Origin of the sequence: Paraburkholderia dipogonis, from assembly GCF_046027395.1 — a bacterium.
Lineage (GTDB): Bacteria > Pseudomonadota > Gammaproteobacteria > Burkholderiales > Burkholderiaceae > Paraburkholderia > Paraburkholderia dipogonis_A.
Genome location: NZ_JAQQEG010000023.1, coordinates 1 through 18,892 on the forward strand (window position 1 = coordinate 1; position 18,892 = coordinate 18,892).

20 protein-coding genes are annotated in these 18,892 nt (G+C 63.4%); 11 read left to right on the forward strand and 9 right to left on the reverse strand.

Features of this window, described 5'->3' with window-relative positions; genetic code table 11:
- Nucleotides 1-139 precede the first annotated feature (139 nt).
- A complete protein-coding gene (locus PQR32_RS23395) occupies nt 140-1,930 on the forward strand; it encodes an acyl-CoA dehydrogenase (RefSeq protein ID WP_408232254.1) in 1,791 nt (596 codons plus the stop codon).
- Between the two features lie 120 nt (nt 1,931-2,050).
- Here PQR32_RS23395 and PQR32_RS23400 read toward each other — a convergent pair whose 3' ends face one another.
- Nucleotides 2,051-3,337, reverse strand: a complete 1,287-nt coding sequence (locus PQR32_RS23400) for a D-amino acid dehydrogenase (protein ID WP_408232257.1) — start codon at nt 3,335-3,337, stop codon at nt 2,051-2,053.
- A 166-nt stretch (nt 3,338-3,503) separates the two neighbouring features.
- On the opposite strand from PQR32_RS23400, the gene PQR32_RS23405 reads away from it, so the two are divergent.
- Both PQR32_RS23405 and PQR32_RS23410 read left to right on the forward strand, forming a co-directional pair.
- On the forward strand, nt 3,504-3,992 hold the full coding sequence (locus PQR32_RS23405; RefSeq protein ID WP_073427188.1) for an Lrp/AsnC ligand binding domain-containing protein: 489 nt from the start codon (nt 3,504-3,506) through the stop codon (nt 3,990-3,992).
- Between the two features lie 97 nt (nt 3,993-4,089).
- Nucleotides 4,090-5,235 (forward strand): PA0069 family radical SAM protein, encoded by a 1,146-nt coding sequence (locus PQR32_RS23410; RefSeq protein WP_408232261.1) that lies wholly within the window; start codon nt 4,090-4,092, stop codon nt 5,233-5,235.
- Nucleotides 5,236-5,251: 16 nt separating this feature from the next.
- On the opposite strand, the gene PQR32_RS23415 is transcribed toward PQR32_RS23410, so the two are convergent.
- On the reverse strand, nt 5,252-5,719 hold the full coding sequence (locus PQR32_RS23415; RefSeq protein ID WP_408232264.1) for an NINE protein: 468 nt from the start codon (nt 5,717-5,719) through the stop codon (nt 5,252-5,254).
- 273 nt (nt 5,720-5,992) lie between these two features.
- The gene (locus tag PQR32_RS23420; RefSeq protein ID WP_408232267.1) at nt 5,993-7,177 is read right to left on the reverse strand and encodes a PQQ-dependent sugar dehydrogenase; all 1,185 of its coding nucleotides are present in this window, start codon (nt 7,175-7,177) and stop codon (nt 5,993-5,995) included.
- Nucleotides 7,178-7,349: 172 nt separating this feature from the next.
- Here PQR32_RS23420 and rpsP point away from each other — a divergent pair, with 172 nt between their 5' ends.
- The 6 genes from rpsP (at nt 7,350) to PQR32_RS23450 (ending at nt 11,650) form a co-directional block, all read left to right on the forward strand.
- On the forward strand, nt 7,350-7,604 hold the full coding sequence (rpsP, locus tag PQR32_RS23425) for a 30S ribosomal protein S16 (protein ID WP_007180912.1): 255 nt from the start codon (nt 7,350-7,352) through the stop codon (nt 7,602-7,604).
- Nucleotides 7,605-7,724: 120 nt separating this feature from the next.
- A complete protein-coding gene (rimM, locus tag PQR32_RS23430) occupies nt 7,725-8,459 on the forward strand; it encodes a ribosome maturation factor RimM (protein WP_408232270.1) in 735 nt (244 codons plus the stop codon).
- 25 nt (nt 8,460-8,484) lie between these two features.
- On the forward strand, nt 8,485-9,252 hold the full coding sequence (gene trmD, locus PQR32_RS23435; RefSeq protein ID WP_408232273.1) for a tRNA (guanosine(37)-N1)-methyltransferase TrmD: 768 nt from the start codon (nt 8,485-8,487) through the stop codon (nt 9,250-9,252).
- Between the two features lie 145 nt (nt 9,253-9,397).
- On the forward strand, nt 9,398-9,787 hold the full coding sequence (rplS, locus tag PQR32_RS23440; protein ID WP_106283809.1) for a 50S ribosomal protein L19: 390 nt from the start codon (nt 9,398-9,400) through the stop codon (nt 9,785-9,787).
- A gap of 93 nt (nt 9,788-9,880) precedes the next feature.
- Nucleotides 9,881-10,597: a CoA pyrophosphatase gene (locus tag PQR32_RS23445; RefSeq protein WP_408232277.1), complete on the forward strand. Its 717-nt coding sequence runs from the start codon at nt 9,881-9,883 to the stop codon at nt 10,595-10,597.
- Nucleotides 10,598-10,711: 114 nt separating this feature from the next.
- Nucleotides 10,712-11,650, forward strand: a complete 939-nt coding sequence (locus PQR32_RS23450) for a CobD/CbiB family protein (RefSeq protein WP_408232280.1) — start codon at nt 10,712-10,714, stop codon at nt 11,648-11,650.
- Between the two features lie 186 nt (nt 11,651-11,836).
- Here the strand turns inward: PQR32_RS23450 and PQR32_RS23455 are convergent, their stop codons facing one another.
- Genes PQR32_RS23455 through PQR32_RS23465 form a run of 3 tightly spaced genes read right to left on the reverse strand, consistent with a single transcriptional unit; the run spans nt 11,837 to nt 14,365 of the window.
- Entirely contained in the window at nt 11,837-12,157 is a 321-nt protein-coding gene (locus PQR32_RS23455; RefSeq protein ID WP_408232283.1) for a putative signal transducing protein, read from the reverse strand.
- A 1-nt stretch (nt 12,158) separates the two neighbouring features.
- Complete coding sequence (gene rsgA / locus PQR32_RS23460; protein WP_408232286.1) at nt 12,159-13,109, reverse strand: ribosome small subunit-dependent GTPase A; 951 nt, start codon at nt 13,107-13,109, stop codon at nt 12,159-12,161.
- Nucleotides 13,106-14,365 carry a M48 family metallopeptidase gene (locus PQR32_RS23465; RefSeq protein WP_121307382.1) on the reverse strand — a complete coding sequence of 420 codons (1,260 nt, stop codon included), beginning with the start codon at nt 14,363-14,365 and terminating at the stop codon, nt 13,106-13,108. The genes rsgA and PQR32_RS23465 overlap by 4 nt, the downstream gene beginning before the upstream one ends.
- A 146-nt stretch (nt 14,366-14,511) precedes the next feature.
- Between PQR32_RS23465 and orn the strand changes: the two genes are divergently transcribed.
- Nucleotides 14,512-15,123 carry an oligoribonuclease gene (orn, locus tag PQR32_RS23470; RefSeq protein ID WP_408232290.1) on the forward strand — a complete coding sequence of 204 codons (612 nt, stop codon included), beginning with the start codon at nt 14,512-14,514 and terminating at the stop codon, nt 15,121-15,123.
- A gap of 107 nt (nt 15,124-15,230) precedes the next feature.
- Here the strand turns inward: orn and mog are convergent, their stop codons facing one another.
- Nucleotides 15,231-15,887: a molybdopterin adenylyltransferase gene (gene mog, locus PQR32_RS23475; RefSeq protein ID WP_408232293.1), complete on the reverse strand. Its 657-nt coding sequence runs from the start codon at nt 15,885-15,887 to the stop codon at nt 15,231-15,233.
- On the reverse strand, nt 15,868-16,482 hold the full coding sequence (yjgA, locus tag PQR32_RS23480; protein ID WP_408232296.1) for a ribosome biogenesis factor YjgA: 615 nt from the start codon (nt 16,480-16,482) through the stop codon (nt 15,868-15,870). The genes mog and yjgA overlap by 20 nt, the downstream gene beginning before the upstream one ends.
- Nucleotides 16,483-16,771: 289 nt before the next feature.
- On the opposite strand from yjgA, the gene pmbA reads away from it, so the two are divergent.
- Nucleotides 16,772-18,142 carry a metalloprotease PmbA gene (gene pmbA / locus PQR32_RS23485; RefSeq protein WP_408232299.1) on the forward strand — a complete coding sequence of 457 codons (1,371 nt, stop codon included), beginning with the start codon at nt 16,772-16,774 and terminating at the stop codon, nt 18,140-18,142.
- A 144-nt stretch (nt 18,143-18,286) separates the two neighbouring features.
- Here the strand turns inward: pmbA and PQR32_RS23490 are convergent, their stop codons facing one another.
- Nucleotides 18,287-18,787, reverse strand: a complete 501-nt coding sequence (locus PQR32_RS23490; RefSeq protein ID WP_408232302.1) for a dihydrofolate reductase — start codon at nt 18,785-18,787, stop codon at nt 18,287-18,289.
- Nucleotides 18,788-18,892 lie beyond the last annotated feature (105 nt).

Here is an 18,892-nt window from a genome sequence, read left to right on the forward strand (position 1 = left end):
ACGCTCGTGCCCGAACTCGTTAGCGAACTCGGCTAAGCGCCGTAGCGCCGTTTAAAAGGCGTCTGGCAGCACATGAAGGGCGCGGGACCGATCAAGTCCAGCGCCCTTTTTTTATATCAGAAGCGGGAGGAGAACTGAAATGAGCTATACGGCGCCCATCAAGGACATGCTGTTCGTCATGAAAGAACTGGCCGGTCTCGAAGACATCGCGACCTTGCCGGGCTTCGAAGACGCTAACCTCGAGACGGCGCAGGCCGTCCTCGAAGAGTCGGCGAAACTGTGCGGTGGCGTGCTGGCGCCGCTGAATGTCGAAGGCGATCGCAATCCGAGCAGCTGGAAAGACGGTGTGGTCACCGCGACGCCCGGCTTCAAGGAAGCGTTTCGCCAGTTCGGCGAAGGCGGCTGGCAAGGCGTGCAGCATCCGGTCGACTACGAAGGCCAAGGCCTGCCGAAGCTGATCGCGACGCCGTGCGTCGAAATGCTCAACGCGTCGAATCTGTCGTTCGCGCTGTGTCCGTTGCTGACGGATGGCGCGATCGAAGCGCTGCTCACCGCCGGCACCGAAGCGCAAAAACAGACCTACGTGCCGAAGCTGATTTCCGGCGAATGGACCGGCACGATGAATCTGACCGAGCCGCAGGCCGGCTCCGATCTCGCGATGGTGCGCACGCGCGCCGAGCCGCAGGGCGACGGTTCGTTCAAGCTGTTCGGCACGAAGATTTTCATCACGTGGGGCGAGCACGACATGGCGAAGAACATCGCGCATCTCGTGCTGGCGCGCACACCGAATGCGCCGGAAGGCGTGAAGGGCATTTCGCTCTTCATCGTGCCGAAGTTCCTCGTCAATGAAGACGGTTCGCTCGGCGAGCGCAACGACGTGCATTGCGTGTCGATCGAACACAAGCTCGGCATCAAGGCGAGCCCGACCGCGGTGCTGCAATTCGGCGACCACGGCGGCGCGATCGGTCATCTGATCGGCGAAGAAAATCGCGGCCTCGAGTACATGTTCATCATGATGAACGCGGCGCGTTTCGCGGTCGGCATGCAAGGCGTCGGCGTTTCGGATCGCGCTTACCAGAAGGCGGTGGCGTACGCGAAAGATCGCGTGCAAAGCCGTCCCGTGGATGGCTCGGCGAAGCAGCCGGTCGCGATCATTCAACACCCCGACGTACGCCGTATGCTCGCAACCATGCGCGGCCTTACCGAAGCATCGCGCGCGCTGGCTTATGTGGCCGCGGCGCACTGCGACATCGCGCATCGTCACGCGGACGAAGGCACGCGCGCCGAACATCAGGCGATCTACGAATACCTCGTGCCGATCGTGAAGGGCTGGAGCACGGAGTTGTCGATCGACGTCACGAGCCTCGGCGTGCAGGTGCATGGCGGCATGGGATTTATCGAAGAAACCGGCGCCGCGCAGTACTACCGCGATGCGCGCATTCTGACGATCTACGAAGGCACGACCGCGATTCAGGCCAACGACCTGATCGGCCGCAAGACCGTACGCGACGGCGGCAAGGTGGCGAAGGCGCTGCTTGCAGGGGTGGCGGAAACGATCGAGGCACTCGGCGCGCAGCAAGGCCCGGCGTTCGACTCGATGAAGAAGTATCTCGCGCAAGGACATCGTTCGTTGAGCGCGGCGGTTGATTTTGTTGTCGCCAACACGAAGGGCGATCCGAACGCGGTGTTCGCCGGCAGCGTGCCGTATTTGAAGCTCGCGGGCATTGTGCTGGGCGGCTGGCAGATGGCGCGTGCGCTGCTCGTAGCGGCGGCAAAGCGCGACGAAGATCCTTCGTTCTACGGCGCCAAGATCGCAACCACGCAGTTCTACGCGGAGCATGTGCTGCCGCTGGCGTCGGCGTTCGAGGCGTCGATTGTCAGCGCGAAGGGTGGAGAGAGTGTGCTGGCTTTGTCGGAAGATCAGTTCTGACGCTGCTTTTTACTTCGCTTGAAAAAACCAAACGGCGCTTCGGCGCCGTTTGGTTTTGTCGGGCTGGTCTGTGAGATCACAAACCAGCCTAACTGCTCTCGCGAAGCGTCATCGTTAAACTTAAGCATAAGCCGGGCGATGTGCGCCGCCAATCTCGCCGAGATAGCGATGCACCGACAGATCGTCCGCCTTGATGGCCGGCTGCTTGCCCGACATCACGTCGGCGAGCAGTTGGCCCGAGCCGCACGACATCGTCCAGCCCAGCGTGCCGTGGCCCGTGTTCAGGAACAGGTTCGGCACGGGAGTGCGGCCGACGATCGGCGTGCCGTCCGGCGTCATCGGGCGCAGACCGGTCCAGAAGGTGGCCTTCGACGTATCGCCGCCGCCCGGGAACAGGTCGTTCACGCACAGTTCCAGCGTTTCGCGGCGCGCCTGGCGCAACGATTTGTCGAAGCCGACGATCTCGGCCATGCCGCCCACGCGAATCCGGTCGTCGAAACGCGTGATCGCGATCTTGTACGTTTCGTCCAGCACGGTCGAAACCGGCGCGGACGCTTCGTTGACGATCGGCGCGGTGATCGAATAACCCTTCAGCGGATAGACCGGCATCTTCACGAGACCCGACAGGAACTGCGTCGAGTACGAACCCAGCGCGACGACGAACGAATCCGCGCGCACCAGTTCCTCACCGCACTTCACGCCGGCAATGCGGTCGCCGGCCATCGCGAGTGCGTCGATCGGCGTGTTGTAGCGGAATTTGACGCCGAGTTCTCCAGCCAGCGCGGCGAGGCGCGTGGTGAACATCTGGCAGTCGCCGGTTTCATCGCCCGGCAAGCGCAGACCGCCGGTCAGCTTGTGCGACACCGCGGCGAGCGCAGGTTCGGCCCGCGCGAGTTCGGCCGCCGACAGCAGTTCATACGGCACATTCGCTTCCTGCAGCACGGCGATGTCTTTCGCGGCGCCGTCGAATTGCTGCTGCGTGCGGAACACCTGGAGCGTGCCTCCAGCGCGGCCTTCGTACTGAATGCCGGTTTCGGCGCGCAACGCTTGCAGGCAGTCGCGGCTGTATTCGGCGAGGCGCACCATGCGGCCCTTGTTCACCGCATAACGCGACGACGTGCAGTTCTGCAGCATCTGCCACAGCCACTGCAACTGGAATTGCGTGCCGTCGAGGCGGATCGCCAGCGGCGCGTGCTTCTGGAACATCCACTTGACGGCCTTCAGCGGCACGCCAGGCGCGGCCCACGGTGATGCATAGCCCGGCGAGATCTGGCCGGCATTGGCGAAACTGGTTTCGAGCGCCGGTCCGGCCTCGCGATCGATAACGGTCACTTCGTGCCCCGCGCGCGCCAGGTAATACGCACTGGTCACGCCGACAACGCCACTGCCCAAGACGACGACTCGCATAGCTGCTCCAGGTATTCAAAAGAGGTCTGAGGGCGCTGCGCTCGTCGATTCGTTGGATTCGTTCGATTAACGAGGTGTAATGCCGTTCGCCCAGTGTTAACCGCTATACTATTAACAGTCAGGTAGGTTTTGTTATTGTATTTTCAGGATTTTCAGAAAAAACACCATGCGTACACAGCGCCAACCGGTCCGGTCCCTCGACAAACTCGATCACAAGATCCTGCGGCTGCTTCAGCAGGACGGCCGCATGGCCATGAAAGACCTGGCCGAACAGGTCGGACTGTCGGTGACGCCGTGCATCGAGCGCGTCAAGCGGATGGAACGCGACGGCGTAATCACCGGCTACCACGCGCGCGTGAACCCGGCGGAACTGGGCGCGGCACTGCTGGTGTTTGTCGAGATCACGCTGGACCACAAGAGCGGCAACATGTTCGACCAGTTCCGCCGCGAGGTCCAGAAGATCCCCGAGGTGCTGGAATGCCACCTCGTGTCGGGCGACTTCGACTATCTGATCAAGGCGCGCATCGGCGAAATGGCCGATTACCGGAAGCTGCTCGGTGACATCCTGCTGCAGTTGCCCGGCGCGGTTCAGTCGAAAAGCTACGTGGTGATGGAGGAGATCAAGGAAACGTTGACGATCGCGGTCGGGGAGTAGGCGGCACAACAGCGCTCGGCGGGGCTCGACAAACGGCGTAAACACTGTATATTTGTACAGGTGTTTTGCGCCGTTTTCCGTTTTGCGTGTTCCAACCGTGACCGACTCCGACTCTCACTTCGTCAACGAATTTCCGATCGCGCCGCCCGCGCCTCGCAAGGGCCGTGGCGCGGTGACGAACCTGCAAGGCCGCTACGAAGTCGACCAGCGCGAAGCGGTGGACGACGGCTGGCTCTCGGCGCCGGAAGACGATGACGAGCCGAAAGTCTTGCGCACACAGGTCTTCGAAGAGCGGGCCAAGACCATTCTTACGCGCAACGCATCGCCGGATATTCCATTCAGCGTGTCGCTGAACCCGTATCGTGGTTGCGAGCACGGCTGCATTTATTGCTTTGCGCGGCCCACACACGCCTATTTGGGGCTGTCGCCGGGGCTCGACTTCGAAAGCCGGATCTACGCGAAGGTCAATGCGCCGGAATTGCTCGGGCGGGAGCTATCGAAGAAATCATATGTGGCGGAGCCGATCGCGCTAGGCGTCAATACGGACGCCTGGCAGCCCGTCGAGCGTGACTTGCGGCTCACGCGCAGGGTGATCGAAGTTTTGAACGAGCGTCAGCATCCGTTTGCAGCGATTACGAAATCGTCTTTGATCGAACGCGATCTCGATCTGCTGGCGCCCATGGCGGCGCGCGGGCAATTCATGGCAGCCATCACCATCACCACGCTGGACGCCGAGATCGCTCGCACGCTGGAACCGCGCGCCGCGACGCCGTCGCGGCGGCTGCGCACCATCCGCACGTTGAGCGAGGCGGGCATTCCGGTCGGCGTCAGCATCGCGCCGGTGATTCCGTTCGTCACGGAACCGGATATGGAACGTGTGCTGGAGGCTTGTGCCGAGGCCGGCGCAAGCAATGCGAGCTATATCGTGCTGCGTCTGCCTTGGGAAGTCGCTCCGCTATTCAAGGATTGGCTCGCCGCGCACTTTCCCGATCGCGCTGACCGGGTGATGAGCCGGGTGCGCGACATGCGGGGCGGGAAGGACTACGACTCGTCGTTCTCCACGCGCATGAAGGGCGAAGGCTTGTGGGCGGATCTGCTCAAGCAGCGATTCCACAAGGCGGTGCGCCGTCTGGGCCTGAACCGGCGTGACCGCGGCATTCTGGATATGTCGCACTTTCGCCGGGTCGAGGCGCCGCGTCCCGCCGAACCCGCGCGCGACGATCCTCAGCTGGATCTTTTTTAGCGCGGCGCGCGGCGGCTCATTGCGAGAGCGCTTTGGCCGCCTGCACCTGGCTTTCGAAGTACGTCTGGAACGAAATGGCGAGGCCTGTCATCAGCAGGAAGGCGCCGATCAGCAGCGAAAAAATCACGATGAAAATGACCGTCCAGCCGGAGCGGCTTTTGCGCTGGGTGTGGGCGTTGAACTGCGCGTCCCACTTTTCGTCCGGGCGCAGCCCGTAGACGATTGCGGCGAGAAACGCGGCGAGCAGCGAAACCGCGCCGGGAAAGGCCAGCACCCAGCCGAGCATCGACGACCGTTCGCTAGCTACCAACAGCATGGCGCCCGGAATGCCGATCAGCGTGCCGATCACATGGGCCCAGCCGTAAATGTCGCGCACGCCGTACAGATAGAAACGGTGAGCGCCGAGGCTGCCGAAGAAGAACGCCAGTGCGGCGGTAATCGTCTTGGATCTGAAACGCGGGGAAGTCGAAACAAGGGTAAACATGTAGGCCAGAGCAGAGTGACAGGCGGGTCGAAAGGAGCGGCGCGCGGCTCGCGCGGACCGACGCGCATTCTACGCCCGCCAGGGGCCGCCGGCCACGTGACGGGTGGTCGCGGCGGCGGCGCGGGTATGGCGAGAAACGCCGGACCGGGTCGGTTGGCCGAGCGGGTTGTGCAAGATGCGCCGGATCGGCGGCGGCGAGTGCGGCGAGTTTCGGCTGACTAGCCGGGCCTTCCGAGCGCCCGGCGTTCGAAGCGGTGAGTCGCTTGAGGCAAGCTACGGCGCCGAATACGTGACGCGATAGACCGCGCCTGCGTAGTCGTCGCTGATCAGGAGCGAACCGTCGGGCAGTGGCAACACGTCGGCTGGGCGTCCCCATTCAGTCTCGCCGGCCTGAAGCCAGCCTTCGGCAAAGACTTCCTGCCGAGCGTTGCTGCCGTCGGGGTCCGTAGTCACGTGGACGACGCGATAGCCGATCTTCTTGCTGCGATTCCACGATCCGTGCTCGGCGATAAAAATACTGTTCCGGTAAGCGGGCGGAAACATCGAGCCGCTGTAAAAGCGCATGCCGAGCGCCGCGACATGCGCACCGAGTTTGACCGCGGGCGGCGTAAATGCGCTGCACGGATGGTCTTTGCCGAACTCGGGATCAGGAGTGTCTCCGCCGTGGCAGTACGGAAAGCCGAAATCCATCCCGGCTCGCGGCGCGCGGTTGAGCTTGTCGTCCGGCACATCGTCGCCCAGTAGATCGCGGCCGTTGTCGGTGAACCACAGTTCGTGCGTCACGGGATGCCACGCGAAACCGACCGAATTGCGGATGCCGCGCGCCACGACCTCGTAGTGACTGCCGTCCGGATCCATGCGACCAATCAGCCCGAAGCGGTTGCGATCTTTCAGGCAGACGTTGCAGGGCGCGCCTTGCGGCACGTATAGCTTGCCGTCCGGGCCGAAAGCGATGAATTTCCAGCCGTGGTGCGTCTCCGTGGGCAACGTGTCGATCACGACGGCGGGTTTGGGCGGATCGTTCAGGTGGGTGTCGATCGCATCGAAGCGTACAATTTTCGACACCGCCGATACATAGAGCGCACCATCGTGCCACGCCACGCCCGCCGGCGTTTCCAGGCCGGAAGCGATCACGTGGCGGCCCGTCACACGTCCGTTTTGCAATTCGAGCGCGTAGACGTGGCCGTCGAGGCTGCCTATATAAAGAATGCCCTTCGGCGAGAGCGCCATGGCTCGCGCGCTCGGCACGGCGTCCGACAAGACCTCGATATGGAAGCCTGCCGGCAGTTTGATTCGGTCCACCGGCAGCGCGGCGAGCGCCGGCAGGGCGGTTGCGGCGAGCAACACGGCCGCGCCTGCGCGCCGGCCCTGGCTTCGCAAAGCGCGCGCCAAGATGGCGAACCGCGCGGCAGCGGTTAAAAAAGCGCGCAAAAACGCAATTGGCGGCAGGAGTTTCACGGGCGCTCCGTCAGGTGGTTCGGGCGTTTCGACGTGGTTCGGGGTTCCCGCCGGTGTGGCCGGTGCGACCCCGTCGCTCAGTTTATCCGGGTAAGTGTTTGTTATGGCGTCGGTTTCCCGCTATAATCGCGTGTTTCAGTCGTTCCGAACCCCGGTTTTCAAGGATTCTAGTATGGTCATCATCCGCTTGGCTCGTGGCGGCTCCAAGAAGCGCCCGTTCTACAACATCGTCGCAACCGATTCGCGTAACCGTCGTGACGGCCGCTTCATCGAGCGCGTTGGCTTCTACAACCCGGTCGCTACGAAGGGCGAGTCCCTGCGTATCGCTCAGGATCGCCTGACGTACTGGCAAGGCGTTGGCGCACAACTGTCGCCGACCGTCGAGCGTCTCGTGAAGGAAGCTGCAAAGGCGCAGCCGGCTGCTTAATGGTAGCTAGCATGCGTATCGTCGTCGGTTCGACCGGCGGCTCGCGCGGTGTGCGTGAGCAGTCCGATGCGCGAGTTGTTTTGCTGATGCAGGCGTCGAAGCTGGCAGTGAGGTTCTCTTATGTCTGAGCGTGATTCCGGCAGTTCTGGTCCCGTGAAGGCAAAAGCAGCAGCCCCGCGCGCGAAGACGTCTGATCAGGCGCCGTTCGGTGCATTCGTCCGCAAGCCGGTCGAAAAAGCCGAAGGCAAGGCGAAAGCCCAAGTTGCAAACGCCGGATCCGGTGCGGCAGAAATGCGCATGGAAACGGTGGAAAGCTGGCCGACCGACGCGGTCGAGGTTGGCGCAATCGTCGACGCTTACGGCCTCAAGGGCTGGGTCAAGGTAGCCGCGCATGCGGATGCCGGCCACGGCGGCGACGCTTTGCTGAGCGCGAAGCGCTGGTGGCTGCTCAAAGGCCAGGAGCGCAAGTCGGCGCCGTCATTGCAGGCGAAAACGCATAGCGACAGTGTGGTTGCCCATCTGGGCGGCGTTACTGACCGTGATGTGGCGCTGGCACTGCGCGGCTCCCGCATCTATATCAGCCGCAGTGAATTTCCGACCCTCGAAGCCGACGAATTCTACTGGGTCGACCTGCTCGGTCTGGATGTGGTGAACGTTGCCGGGGTCAATCTCGGCAAGGTTGCAGACATGATCGACAACGGTGCGCACTCGGTGATGCGTATCGAATATCCGGCTACCGACAAAAGCGGCAAGCCGGTCACCGGCGAGCGTTTGATCCCGTTCGTCGGCGTATTTGTCAAAACGGTGGACCAGGCGGCGAAGCAGATCACTGTCGACTGGGAAGCCGATTACTAAAATCATTCGCTGAACGGAGAGAGCGATGCAGTTCGATGTCGTCACGCTCTTTCCAGACATGTTTCGCGCGCTGACCGACTGGGGTATCACCAGCCGTGCGGTGAAGCAGGAGCGCTACGGGTTGCGTACGTGGAATCCGCGCGATTTCACGACCGACAACTACCGCACGATCGACGATCGCCCGTATGGCGGTGGGCCCGGCATGGTGATGCTGGCCAAGCCGCTGGAAGATGCGATTGGCGCGGCGAAAGCGGCGCAGGCGGAGCAGGGCATCGGCGCGTCGCGCGTCGTGATGATGTCGCCGCAAGGCGCCACGCTGAATCACGACCGCGTCATGCAATTCGCGGCCGAGCCCGGTTTGATTCTGTTGTGCGGGCGCTATGAAGCGATCGATCAGCGTTTGCTCGACCGTGTTGTCGACGAAGAAGTCAGCCTTGGCGACTTCGTGCTGTCGGGCGGCGAATTGCCGGCCATGGCCTTGATGGACGCCGTGGTGCGTCAGTTGCCCGGCGTGCTCAACGACTCGCAGTCGGCGGTGCAGGATAGTTTTGTCGACGTGCTGCTGGATTGCCCGCATTACACGCGCCCCGAGGAATACGACGGCGTGCGTGTGCCCGATGTGCTGCTCGGCGGCCATCATGCGGAGATCGAAGCGTGGCGTCGGCGTGAAGCCTTGCGCAACACGTTGAACAAACGGCCCGATCTGATCGTGAAGGCCAGAAAGAACAAGATGTTGAGCCGTGCCGACGAGGCATGGCTTGCGAGTCTCGCGAAGGAAGAGTCGAAGGCGTAAAGCCTTGGGTCTTTCGAGCGGACATTAGGCGGCGCCGCGCATGCGTGCACGGCGCCAGATGTGAACCCATCCTCTATCGGGGCCGTAGCCAAGCAAATTTGCGAGGCAGGTACGAACGCCGACAAGATGGACTTAGGAGTCAGTGATGAATCTGATTGCAATACTCGAGCAGGAAGAAATCGGCCGCGCCCTCGGCGAGAAGACCATCCCCGAATTCGCCCCCGGCGATACGGTGATCGTCAGCGTGAACGTGGTTGAAGGTACGCGTAAGCGTGTTCAGGCTTACGAAGGCGTCGTGATTGCCAAGCGTAACCGTGGTCTGAATTCGTCGTTCATCGTCCGCAAGATTTCGTCGGGCGAAGGCGTCGAGCGTACGTTCCAGACGTACTCGCCGCTGCTGGCAAGCATCGTCGTGAAGCGTCGTGGCGATGTGCGTCGTGCGAAGCTGTACTACCTGCGCGACCGTTCGGGCAAGTCGGCCCGGATCAAGGAAAAGCTGGTTGCGAAGAAAGATCGCAACGCTGCCGAAGCGTAAATGCTGTAAGAAAAAGCACCCCTCGCGGGTGCTTTTTTGTTTGCCAGGTCAAAATAGCGGCATGTCCCCTATCCGCTCATTTCGAGAGACCCGTTGACCCGCCCCGTCTTTGAGCCTGAAACCCTGCCTGTCGAAGCGACAGGCGCCGATCTGCCGCCGGTGGCCGGCGACCGTCTCACGCCTGATGGCCTGCGCGCACGCTTCGAACAGCGTCTTGCCTGGACCCCCGAGCTCGTCGTCGACGCGCCCTGGCGCGATACCCACGCCGATCCGCGAGTCGCGGCGGTGCTGGTGCCGCTGGTGGTCCGCGAGCACGGCCTGACCGTGCTGCTGACCCAGCGTGCCGACCATCTCAACGATCACGCTGGCCAGGTGAGCTTCCCTGGCGGCCGTCACGAACCCTTCGACGCCGACGCCACCGCCACCGCGCTGCGGGAAGCGGAGGAGGAGGTCGGTCTCGATCCATCGCGTGTGGAAATTCTCGGCGCATTGCCCGACTATCTGACGGGCACAGGTTTTCGTGTGACGCCGGTGATCGGCCTCGTGCATCCGCCGTTCACGGTGAAGGCGGACGCGCTCGAAGTGGCCGAAGTCTTCGAAGTGCCACTCGCCTTTCTGATGAATCCCGTGCACCACGAAGTGCGCGTGTTCCGCTATGAAGGCGGCGAGCGCCGCTTTTTCGCCATGCCGTATCCGCGCGCTGCATCGGCTGAAGCTAGGGAGAATGGCAGTGAAGTCGGCAGCCACTATTTCATCTGGGGCGCGACGGCGGCGATGCTGCGCAACTTCTATCGCTTCCTCGCGGCGTGAGCCGTGCCGGACTGTGCAGTTGTCAGGTGTTTGTCGACGTCCGCGCTCAGTGGCATCCGACCCTGTGCTATCGTTATAAAACAATCGTAAAACTCGAAAAGCACGGCGCATCGCATGACTTTTTTCTCCGTATTGCTGGCTCTGATCATTGAACAGGTACGCGCGTTGTCGCCGAACAATCCGGTGTCCGCGTTGCTTCAATACCATGCGGAGTCGGCGGCGCACGGATTCGATGCCGGCAAGCCGAAGCATGGCTTGCTCGCCTGGCTCGTGGTGGTGATGCCCTGGACGCTGGTCGTCGCGCTCGTCTACTACGTGCTCTATCACATTCACTTTGCGCTCGCGTTCCTGTGGAACGTCGCGGTGCTGTACTTCACGCTGGGCTTCCGCCAGTTCAGCCACTACTTCACGGACATCCACCTCGCGTTGAATAACGACGACGTGCCGCGCGCGCGTGAAATCCTGAACGAATGGACCGGTCTCGATACCGTCGACATGCCTGTCAGCGAGATCGTGCGCCATACATTGATTCATGCGGTGGTCGCTTCGCATCGGCACGTGTTCGGCGTGTTCTTCTGGTTCCTGATTCCGGTCGGACCGGCGGGCGCGGTGCTGTATCGGATTGCCGAGTATCTGGCGCGCACGTGGGCACGCCCGGTCGACGACCGCACCGTCGCGTTTTCGAGCTTCGCGCAGCGCGCCTTCTTCGTGATCGACTGGGTGCCGGCGCGGCTGACGTCGCTGGGCTTTGCGATCGTCGGCAATTTCGAAGACGCGATTTATGCATGGCGCAATCATGCGCGCCAATGGCCGGATGCGAACGACGGCGTTTTGCTGGCCGCGGGCAGCGGCGCCCTGGGCGCACGTCTGAGCGGGCCGCTGGCTGAACCGTCGAGCCTCGACGCGCTCGCCACCGGCGACGGCGGCCCGATGCAGGTCGGCGACGACTGCACGCCGCGCACGCTGCAATCGGCCGTGGGCCTGGTGTGGCGCGCGGTGGTGTTGTGGATGATTCTGCTGCTGATGCTGACGATTGCGGTGTGGCTGGCTTGACGTCGCCAAGCTAGCGCCACTCGAAAAAGAAAACCGGCTTCAGACTGCTGACCAGCCCTACGTTTCTTCGAAGCGTAGGTTTTGTTTTTCCGGCGTGGAAGATCGCGCCGTGAAGCGCGGCGCCCGGGGTTTTTTGCCTATACCGCAGCCACGATGCCACGGTCAGAAAATCAGGAAAGCGCCCCTTCACCCGTCCCGCGGATCCCGCGCCGTCCCACACTGCCAGCACACCGTAAACTGCGCCTCGAGCGCCTCACCGCACTGACGACATCGCCAGCCAGGCGACCCCGCCGCCGGCCCACGCAAAGCCGCATCGATCAACCGTCGCGCCATCGCCTCATCACGTTCATCGACGAGCCAAAGCTCAGGCGAGCACTGATCCGCCGGGATATCGCCGAGCGCGCCGTTCAGATAGCGATTGTGCAACTCGCAAGCAATGCCCGCGGTCGCCAGCACGTTGACCCAATGCTGTCCGATGATCAGATTCGGCGCGCGCATGAGTTTCATGTCAGCGGACGATCTGGCTGGCTTCGTGCACGAGTTGCGCATACAGCGCATGCCGTTCGCGGCGGATGCGGCCATCCGCGACGGCTTCGAGAATCGCGCAACCGGGCTCATGCAAGTGGTGGCAGTTATAGAACCGGCAGTTCGGCAGCAGCGGCCGGAATTCCGGAAACGCGCGCTCGAGCCGGCCTTCGGTCAAATGATGCAAGCCGAATTCCTGGAAGCCCGGCGAGTCGATCAACGCGCCGCCTTCGCCGTCCGCGCTGTCCGGCAGCGGATAGAGACGCGTGAAGGTCGTCGTATGGCGCCCGCTGTTCAGCGCAGTGGAAATCTCGCGCGTGGCGACTTCGGCATCGGGAATCAGCAGATTCACAAGCGTCGATTTGCCCATGCCGGACTGGCCGAGCAGCAGCGTCGAATGACCGTGCAGATGTTCGATCAGCGCGGCACGCGCGGCCTCGGGCTGCATCTTGATCGACACTTCCACAACCGTATAACCCAGCGCGCGATACGATTCGAGCCGCTTGCGCGCGCCTTCGAGCGCATCGGTGACGTCGGTCTTGTTCAGCACGATCAGCGGCTTCAGCTCGTTCGCCTCAGCCGCGACGAGTGCACGCCCGAGCAGGTCTTCGCTGAAATGCGGTTCGGTGGCGAGCACGATCAACAACTGATCGAGGTTTGCAGCGAACAGCTTCGACTTGTACTGATCCGAGCGATACAGCAGATTGCGCCGCTCGCCGATCTCGACGATCACGCCCTGGTCCGCCGACGCCAGCTCATAAATCACGCGATCGCCGACCGCCACTTCGCTGCGCTTGCCGCGCGGAAAGCACTGGAGCATGGCGCCGCCGTCATCCGGCGCGACCAGATAGTGGCGGCCATGCGCGGCCACCACGAGGCCGCCAACGCGCGTGCTGGACGGCGCGCGCGGCGCTTTCGGGGAGCGGCCGCTCATGCGTGCCGCAGCAGGCGGTCGATCCGCTGCGACGCCGGCGGATGCGAGTAGTAGAACGCGGTGTAGAGCGGGTCGGGCGTCAGGGTCGACGCGTTGTCCTCGTACAGCTTGACGAGCGCGTTGACGAGGTCTTGCGCATCGGTCTGCGTCGCGGCGAACGCGTCGGCTTCGAACTCGTGCTTGCGCGAGCTGAGGCTGCCCAGCGGCGTCACGAAGAACAGGAACACCGGCAGCGCGAGGAAGAACAGCACCAGCGCGAGGCCGCTATTGCCGCCGATCAGCGACGGCCGCACGCCTAGCCCTTCATAGAACCACACGCACTGCGTGAGCCAGCCGAGCAGGGCCAGCATCGCGAGACTGATCGCGAAGGTGACGAGCATGCGCTTGATCACATGACGACGCTTGAAGTGGCCGAGTTCGTGTGCGAGCACGGCTTCGATCTCGCTGCCCGACAGGCGCGCGAGCAGCGTGTCGAAGAACACGATCCGCTTGGCCGCGCCGAAGCCGGTGAAGTAGGCATTGCCGTGCGCTGAACGGCGGCTGCCGTCCATCACGAAGAGGCCCTTGGCGGCGAAACCGCAGCGCTGCATCAGCGCTTCGATGCGGCTTTTCAGCGCTTCGTCCTTGAGCGGCTCGAACTTGTTGAAAAGCGGCGCGATAAACGACGGATACAGCACCAGCACGAGCATCTGGAAGGCGACCCAGACGATCCACGTCCACAGCCACCACAGGCTGCCGGCCTGGTTCATCAGCCACAGCACGACGAACAGTAGTGGCAGGCCGAACGCGGCGCCGAGCAGCACGCCCTTGATCCGGTCGACAAAGAAAATGCCCTTGCTCATGCGGTTGAAGCCGAAGCGCTGCTCGACTACGAACTGCCGGTAGTAATCGAACGGCAGGTCGATCACGCTGGTGATCGCGATCACGGCGGCGACCAGCGCGATCTGGCCGATGTAGCCGCGGCCGAGCCAGTCGGAGATGCCGAGATCCAGCGCCTGCACGCCGCCGAGCAGCGTGAGGCCGATCAGCACGGCCGCGCTGACGACGATCTCGATCATGGTCAGACGCGTGCGCTCGACGGTGTAGTCGGCGGCGCGCTGGTGCGCGGTGAGCGCGATGGTGCCGGCGAACTGGCTCGGCACCTGCTCGCGATGGCCGGCCACGAAGCGGATTTGCCGCGACGCGAGCCACAGTTTGGTGCCGACCATCGCCACGACGGCGACGACGAACAGAACGGTGAAGTACAGGGTAGGCATCCGGGGATTCCGTGGTATCTATGCGAGAATTATATGTTTCTTCCCGCCGCGCGGCGGGAACACGCTCAAACCAATCTCAAACGAACAATCGCCGTGGCACGCGGGCTTGCAGACGAGCCGTTTGCCCGGCCATCAGGGCTGCCTTCATGACTGACATCCTCGCATCCACCGAACAGCCGCCGCTTGTGCGCAGCGACATGAATCTCGTCTGGCTGGACATGGAAATGACCGGGCTCGAGCCCGATTCCGACCGCATCATCGAAATCGCGGTGGTGGTGACGAATTCGACGCTCGAGAGGATGGTCGAAGGTCCGGTTCTGGCGATTCATCAGAGCGACGAGACGCTTGCCAAAATGGATCAGTGGAATCAGAACACGCACGGCCGCTCGGGCCTGATCGACCGTGTGAAGGCGTCGACGGTAAGCGAGGCCGACGCCACCGAACAGGTCCGCGATTTCCTGAGCGTCTACGTGCCGCCGGGCAAATCGCCGATGTGCGGCAACTCGATCTGCCAGGACCGCCGCTTCATGGCCCGCTGGATGCCGGATCTGGAGCGCTTCTTCCATTACCGCAACCTCGACGTCAGCACGCTGAAGGAACTGTGCCGCCGCTGGCAGCCGGCCATCTACAAGGGTTTCCAGAAGCGCGCGATGCACACGGCGCTGGCCGATATCCACGAGTCGATCGACGAACTGAAGTACTACCGCGAGCACTTTCTGATCCCGTCGGCGCCGGACGCTGACGCCGCGGCGGAATAAGAACACACGTGCCGGGTTGAATCCGCTCGATCCTGCCTGGCGCGTCCTGCCGGGGGCACCTCGTCAGGGTCGACGTGTCAGTCAACCCCACGCGCCCAAGCTCAAGCCTAAGCCGGCCGGGGCGCGCGCTGCGCGTTCTTCGGCCGGAACGCCTTCACCACGTCGGCGTTGGTTTCCACGTACGGTCCGCCGATCAGGTCGATGCAGTACGGCACCGCGGCGAAAATGCCCGGCACCTTCACCGCGCCGCCTGCTTCGGCGTCGCGCAAGCCTTCCAGTGTTTCCTTGATCGACTTCGGCTGCCCCGGCAGGTTGATGATCAGCGCCGCGTGCTCCGCCGTTTCACGGATCACCGCGACCTGGCGCGACAGAATCGCGGTCGGCACGAAATTCAGGCTGATCTGCCGCATCTGCTCGCCGAAACCCGGCATTTCCCTGGTAGCGACGGCAAGCGTCGCCTCGGGTGTCACGTCGCGGCGCGACGGGCCGGTGCCGCCGGTGGTCAACACCAGATCGCAGCCCACCTCGTCGACCAGTTCGGTCAGCGTGGCGGAAATCGTCGGCGCGTCGTCCTGAATCAGGCGCGTGACCACTTGCCACGGCGAGCTCAGCGCCGCGCCGAGCCATTCCTGCAAGGCCGGAATGCCCTTGTCCTCGTACACGCCGGTGGACGCGCGATCACTGATCGACACGAGGCCGATCACGATTTCGTCGGGGTGATTACGCGTCTGCTTACCTGTGGGATTACGCGTCGCGGTCGTCATCGTCGTCTTCGTCCAGAGCGCCGTCGGCGTCGGCATCGGTCTGCGCGGACGGCCCGTCCGCGTTCTTGATCCACTGGAACAGTTCGCGGAAGTAGCGCGGCGGCTTGCTCTGCTGCGCTTCCTTGCGGGCGTTGCGGATCAGCGTGCGGCCTTGCTGCGGGTCGGCGTTCGGGTGCTGGCGGATGAACTCGGTCAGCGCGGCGTCGTCGGCGAGCAGCTTCTCGCGGGTGCGCTCGATCCAGTGGAGCTTGGCCGTTTCCGCCTTGTTGACGCCGTTATAGGTGTCGAGCGCGGTGCGCAGCGCGGCGGTTTCCTCGTCCAGCAGCGAGCGCATCACGCGGCCGACGTATTGCACCTGGCGGCGTTTGCCTTCGTGATCGGTGATGCGGCGCGCTTCGCGCACGGCGTCGTCGAGCTTTTCGGGCATCGGCATGCGCTTGAGCGCGTCTTTGGGCAGCGCGATCAGCGCCGAGCCCAGTTCCTGCAGCTCGTGCATTTCGCGCTTGAGCTGGGACTTACTGGGACGGTCGTAGCCGTTTTCGTCGACTTCCGGCTCGGCGGATTCGATGGTTTGAATGCGGGTTTTGCGTGTCATTCCGATATTGTAGCGTGCCGCGCCTGCCGAACCCGCCGCGCTGCCGCGCACAAGGCCTCGCGCATTGCGAAGCGATGACAATGCGGCGCTCTGGCGGCGGCGAGGCGAGCATCAGCGAATGCCAGGTACGGCGTCGCGTACCTTGCTATGATCGCGGGATACGTAGCACGACACAGACGCAGACACAGGCGTGCGCGCATGCGCCAGGCATGTGCGCGACCGGTGCGAATCCAGCGAACCTAGCGAACACACCCAGGGCCGCTCGGCCCCGAACAGGACGGCAACGACAATGGCAGCAGACATGGACGTCAAGCAGCGCTTTTTTCCGCATACCCAGGATGAACTGAAGGAAATCGCCTCGGACATCCTTCGTCACGCGAAGTCGCTCGGCGGTACCGACGCGGCGACCGAGATCTCCGAAGGCGACGGCCTGTCCGTCTCCGTGCGGCGCGGCGAAGTCGAGACGATCGAACACAACCGCGACAAGATGGTCGGCGTGACGGTGTTCATCGGCAACAAGCGCGGCAACGCGAGCACTTCGGACTTTTCGTCGCAGGCTTTGAAGGACACGGTCGCGGCGGCCTACAACATCGCCCGCTTCACGGCGGAAGACGATTGCGCGGGTCTCGCCGAAGCGGAGTTGCTGGAAACGGCGCCGCGCGATCTCGATCTCTATCACCCGTGGAATCTGTCCGCTGACGAAGCGGTGGAAATCGCCCGCCGCTCGGAAGATGCCGCGTTCGCGACCGATCCGCAGATCAAGAATTCGGAAGGCGCGAGCGTCTCGGCACAGCACTCGCAGTTCGTGCTGGCCACTTCGCGCGGCTTTCTGGCGGGTTATCCGTACTCGCGCCATTACATCGCGTGCGCGCCGATTGCGGGCAGCGCCCGCAACATGCAGCGCGACGACTGGTACACGTCGACCCGCAGCGCCGGGGATCTGGCCGATCCGGAAGCGGTGGGCCGTTACGCGGCGCAGCGCGCGCTGGCGCGCATCGGCGCACGCGGTCTGGATACGCGCAAGGTGCCGGTGCTGTTCGAAGCGCCGCTCGCCGCGGGCATTCTCGGCGCGTTCGTGCAGGCCACGAGCGGCGGTGCGTTGTATCGCAAGACCTCGTTCCTCGTCGACAGCCTCGGCAAGCCGGTGTTCGCGCCGCACGTGCAGGTGGTCGAAGATCCGCACGTGGCCCGCGCCATGGGCAGCGCGCCATTCGACGAAGAAGGCGTGCGCACCAAACAGCGTTCGGTGGTGAAGGACGGCGTGGTGGAAGGCTATTTCCTGTCCACTTATTCGGCGCGCAAGCTCGGCATGCAGACCACCGGCAATGCCGGCGGTTCGCACAATCTATCGCTGCGGAGTTCGAACACGCGCCCCGAGGACGACTTCGAAGAAATGCTGCGCAAGCTTGGCACCGGCCTGTTGCTGACCGAACTGATGGGGCAGGGCGTGAACTACGTGACGGGCGATTATTCGCGCGGCGCGTCGGGCTTCTGGGTCGAGAACGGCAAGATCCAGTATCCAGTCGAGGAGATCACGGTGGCGAGCACGTTGCAGGAGATGTTCCACCATATCGTGGCGATCGGCGCGGATACGATTACGCGCGGCACCAAGCAGACCGGCTCGGTGCTGATCGAGCGGATGACGATCGCGGGGCAGTAAGCGGTTCCCGGCCGCATCCCAGCGGCCCTGTTGGTTGGCTAGTAGAAGCGGAAACGCCACGCAATCTATTGCGTGACGTTTTTTATATCAGGCGGGCGGCGGCCGTCTGCGCATGGGCGGCAAGTACGCCGCGAGCCAGCGACCTCAAGCGCCTTTGCGCTTATACGTCACGAACGCGTAGTCGAAATCGTTCGGCGCATCCGCGCGATGCGTTTCATGCGCGACTTCTTCCCACTCGTTTTCGTCGAGTTCGGGAAAAGTGGCGTCGCCTTCGAAGTCGGCGGAAATCTCGGTGATGATCAGCTTGTCCGCCTGCCGCAAACCTTCCGCATACAACTGCGCGCCGCCGATCAGAAACGCTTCCGGCGCCTGATCCTGCGCGGCGAGCTTGAGCGCGTCTTCGAGCGTCGTGGCCGCGTCGCAGCCCTGAAAACGCCGGGTGGCATCCCGTGTCACGACGATGTTGCGGCGTCCCGGCAACGGCCGGCCGATCGACTCATGCGTTTTGCGGCCCATGATGATGGGCGCGCCCATGGTCGTGCGCTTGAAGAACGCGAGGTCTTCGGGAAGTCGCCAGGGCAACTGGTTGTCGCGGCCGATCACGCCGTTGTTGGCGCGAGCGACGATCAAGGTGAGCGTCGTCATCGAATGGAAAGGGGAACGTAACCGGACTGATTCTACCTGACGCACGGGTCCGCGCCGCCGCGGCGGGTTTCGGCCCGGCCGCCGCCGGTGCGGCGGCAGCGCAGC

Bases quoted from the DNA above. Each gene is read 5' to 3' on its own strand.
- pmbA (WP_408232299.1), top strand. From the start codon at position 16,772: ATGGCAGCAGACATGGACGTCAAGCAGCGCTTTTTTCCGCATACCCAG.
- PQR32_RS23415 (WP_408232264.1), bottom strand. From the start codon at position 5,719: ATGTTTACCCTTGTTTCGACTTCCCCGCGTTTCAGATCCAAGACGATT.
- PQR32_RS23455 (WP_408232283.1), bottom strand. From the start codon at position 12,157: ATGAAACTCATGCGCGCGCCGAATCTGATCATCGGACAGCATTGGGTC.
- trmD (WP_408232273.1), top strand. From the start codon at position 8,485: ATGCAGTTCGATGTCGTCACGCTCTTTCCAGACATGTTTCGCGCGCTG.
- rimM (WP_408232270.1), top strand. From the start codon at position 7,725: ATGTCTGAGCGTGATTCCGGCAGTTCTGGTCCCGTGAAGGCAAAAGCA.
- PQR32_RS23405 (WP_073427188.1), top strand. From the start codon at position 3,504: ATGCGTACACAGCGCCAACCGGTCCGGTCCCTCGACAAACTCGATCAC.
- PQR32_RS23450 (WP_408232280.1), top strand. From the start codon at position 10,712: ATGACTTTTTTCTCCGTATTGCTGGCTCTGATCATTGAACAGGTACGC.
- PQR32_RS23490 (WP_408232302.1), bottom strand. From the start codon at position 18,787: ATGACGACGCTCACCTTGATCGTCGCTCGCGCCAACAACGGCGTGATC.
- yjgA (WP_408232296.1), bottom strand. From the start codon at position 16,482: ATGACACGCAAAACCCGCATTCAAACCATCGAATCCGCCGAGCCGGAA.
- PQR32_RS23395 (WP_408232254.1), top strand. From the start codon at position 140: ATGAGCTATACGGCGCCCATCAAGGACATGCTGTTCGTCATGAAAGAA.
- rpsP (WP_007180912.1), top strand. From the start codon at position 7,350: ATGGTCATCATCCGCTTGGCTCGTGGCGGCTCCAAGAAGCGCCCGTTC.
- PQR32_RS23465 (WP_121307382.1), bottom strand. From the start codon at position 14,365: ATGCCTACCCTGTACTTCACCGTTCTGTTCGTCGTCGCCGTCGTGGCG.
- mog (WP_408232293.1), bottom strand. From the start codon at position 15,887: ATGACGACCGCGACGCGTAATCCCACAGGTAAGCAGACGCGTAATCAC.
- rsgA (WP_408232286.1), bottom strand. From the start codon at position 13,109: ATGAGCGGCCGCTCCCCGAAAGCGCCGCGCGCGCCGTCCAGCACGCGC.
- PQR32_RS23400 (WP_408232257.1), bottom strand. From the start codon at position 3,337: ATGCGAGTCGTCGTCTTGGGCAGTGGCGTTGTCGGCGTGACCAGTGCG.
- rplS (WP_106283809.1), top strand. From the start codon at position 9,398: ATGAATCTGATTGCAATACTCGAGCAGGAAGAAATCGGCCGCGCCCTC.
- orn (WP_408232290.1), top strand. From the start codon at position 14,512: ATGACTGACATCCTCGCATCCACCGAACAGCCGCCGCTTGTGCGCAGC.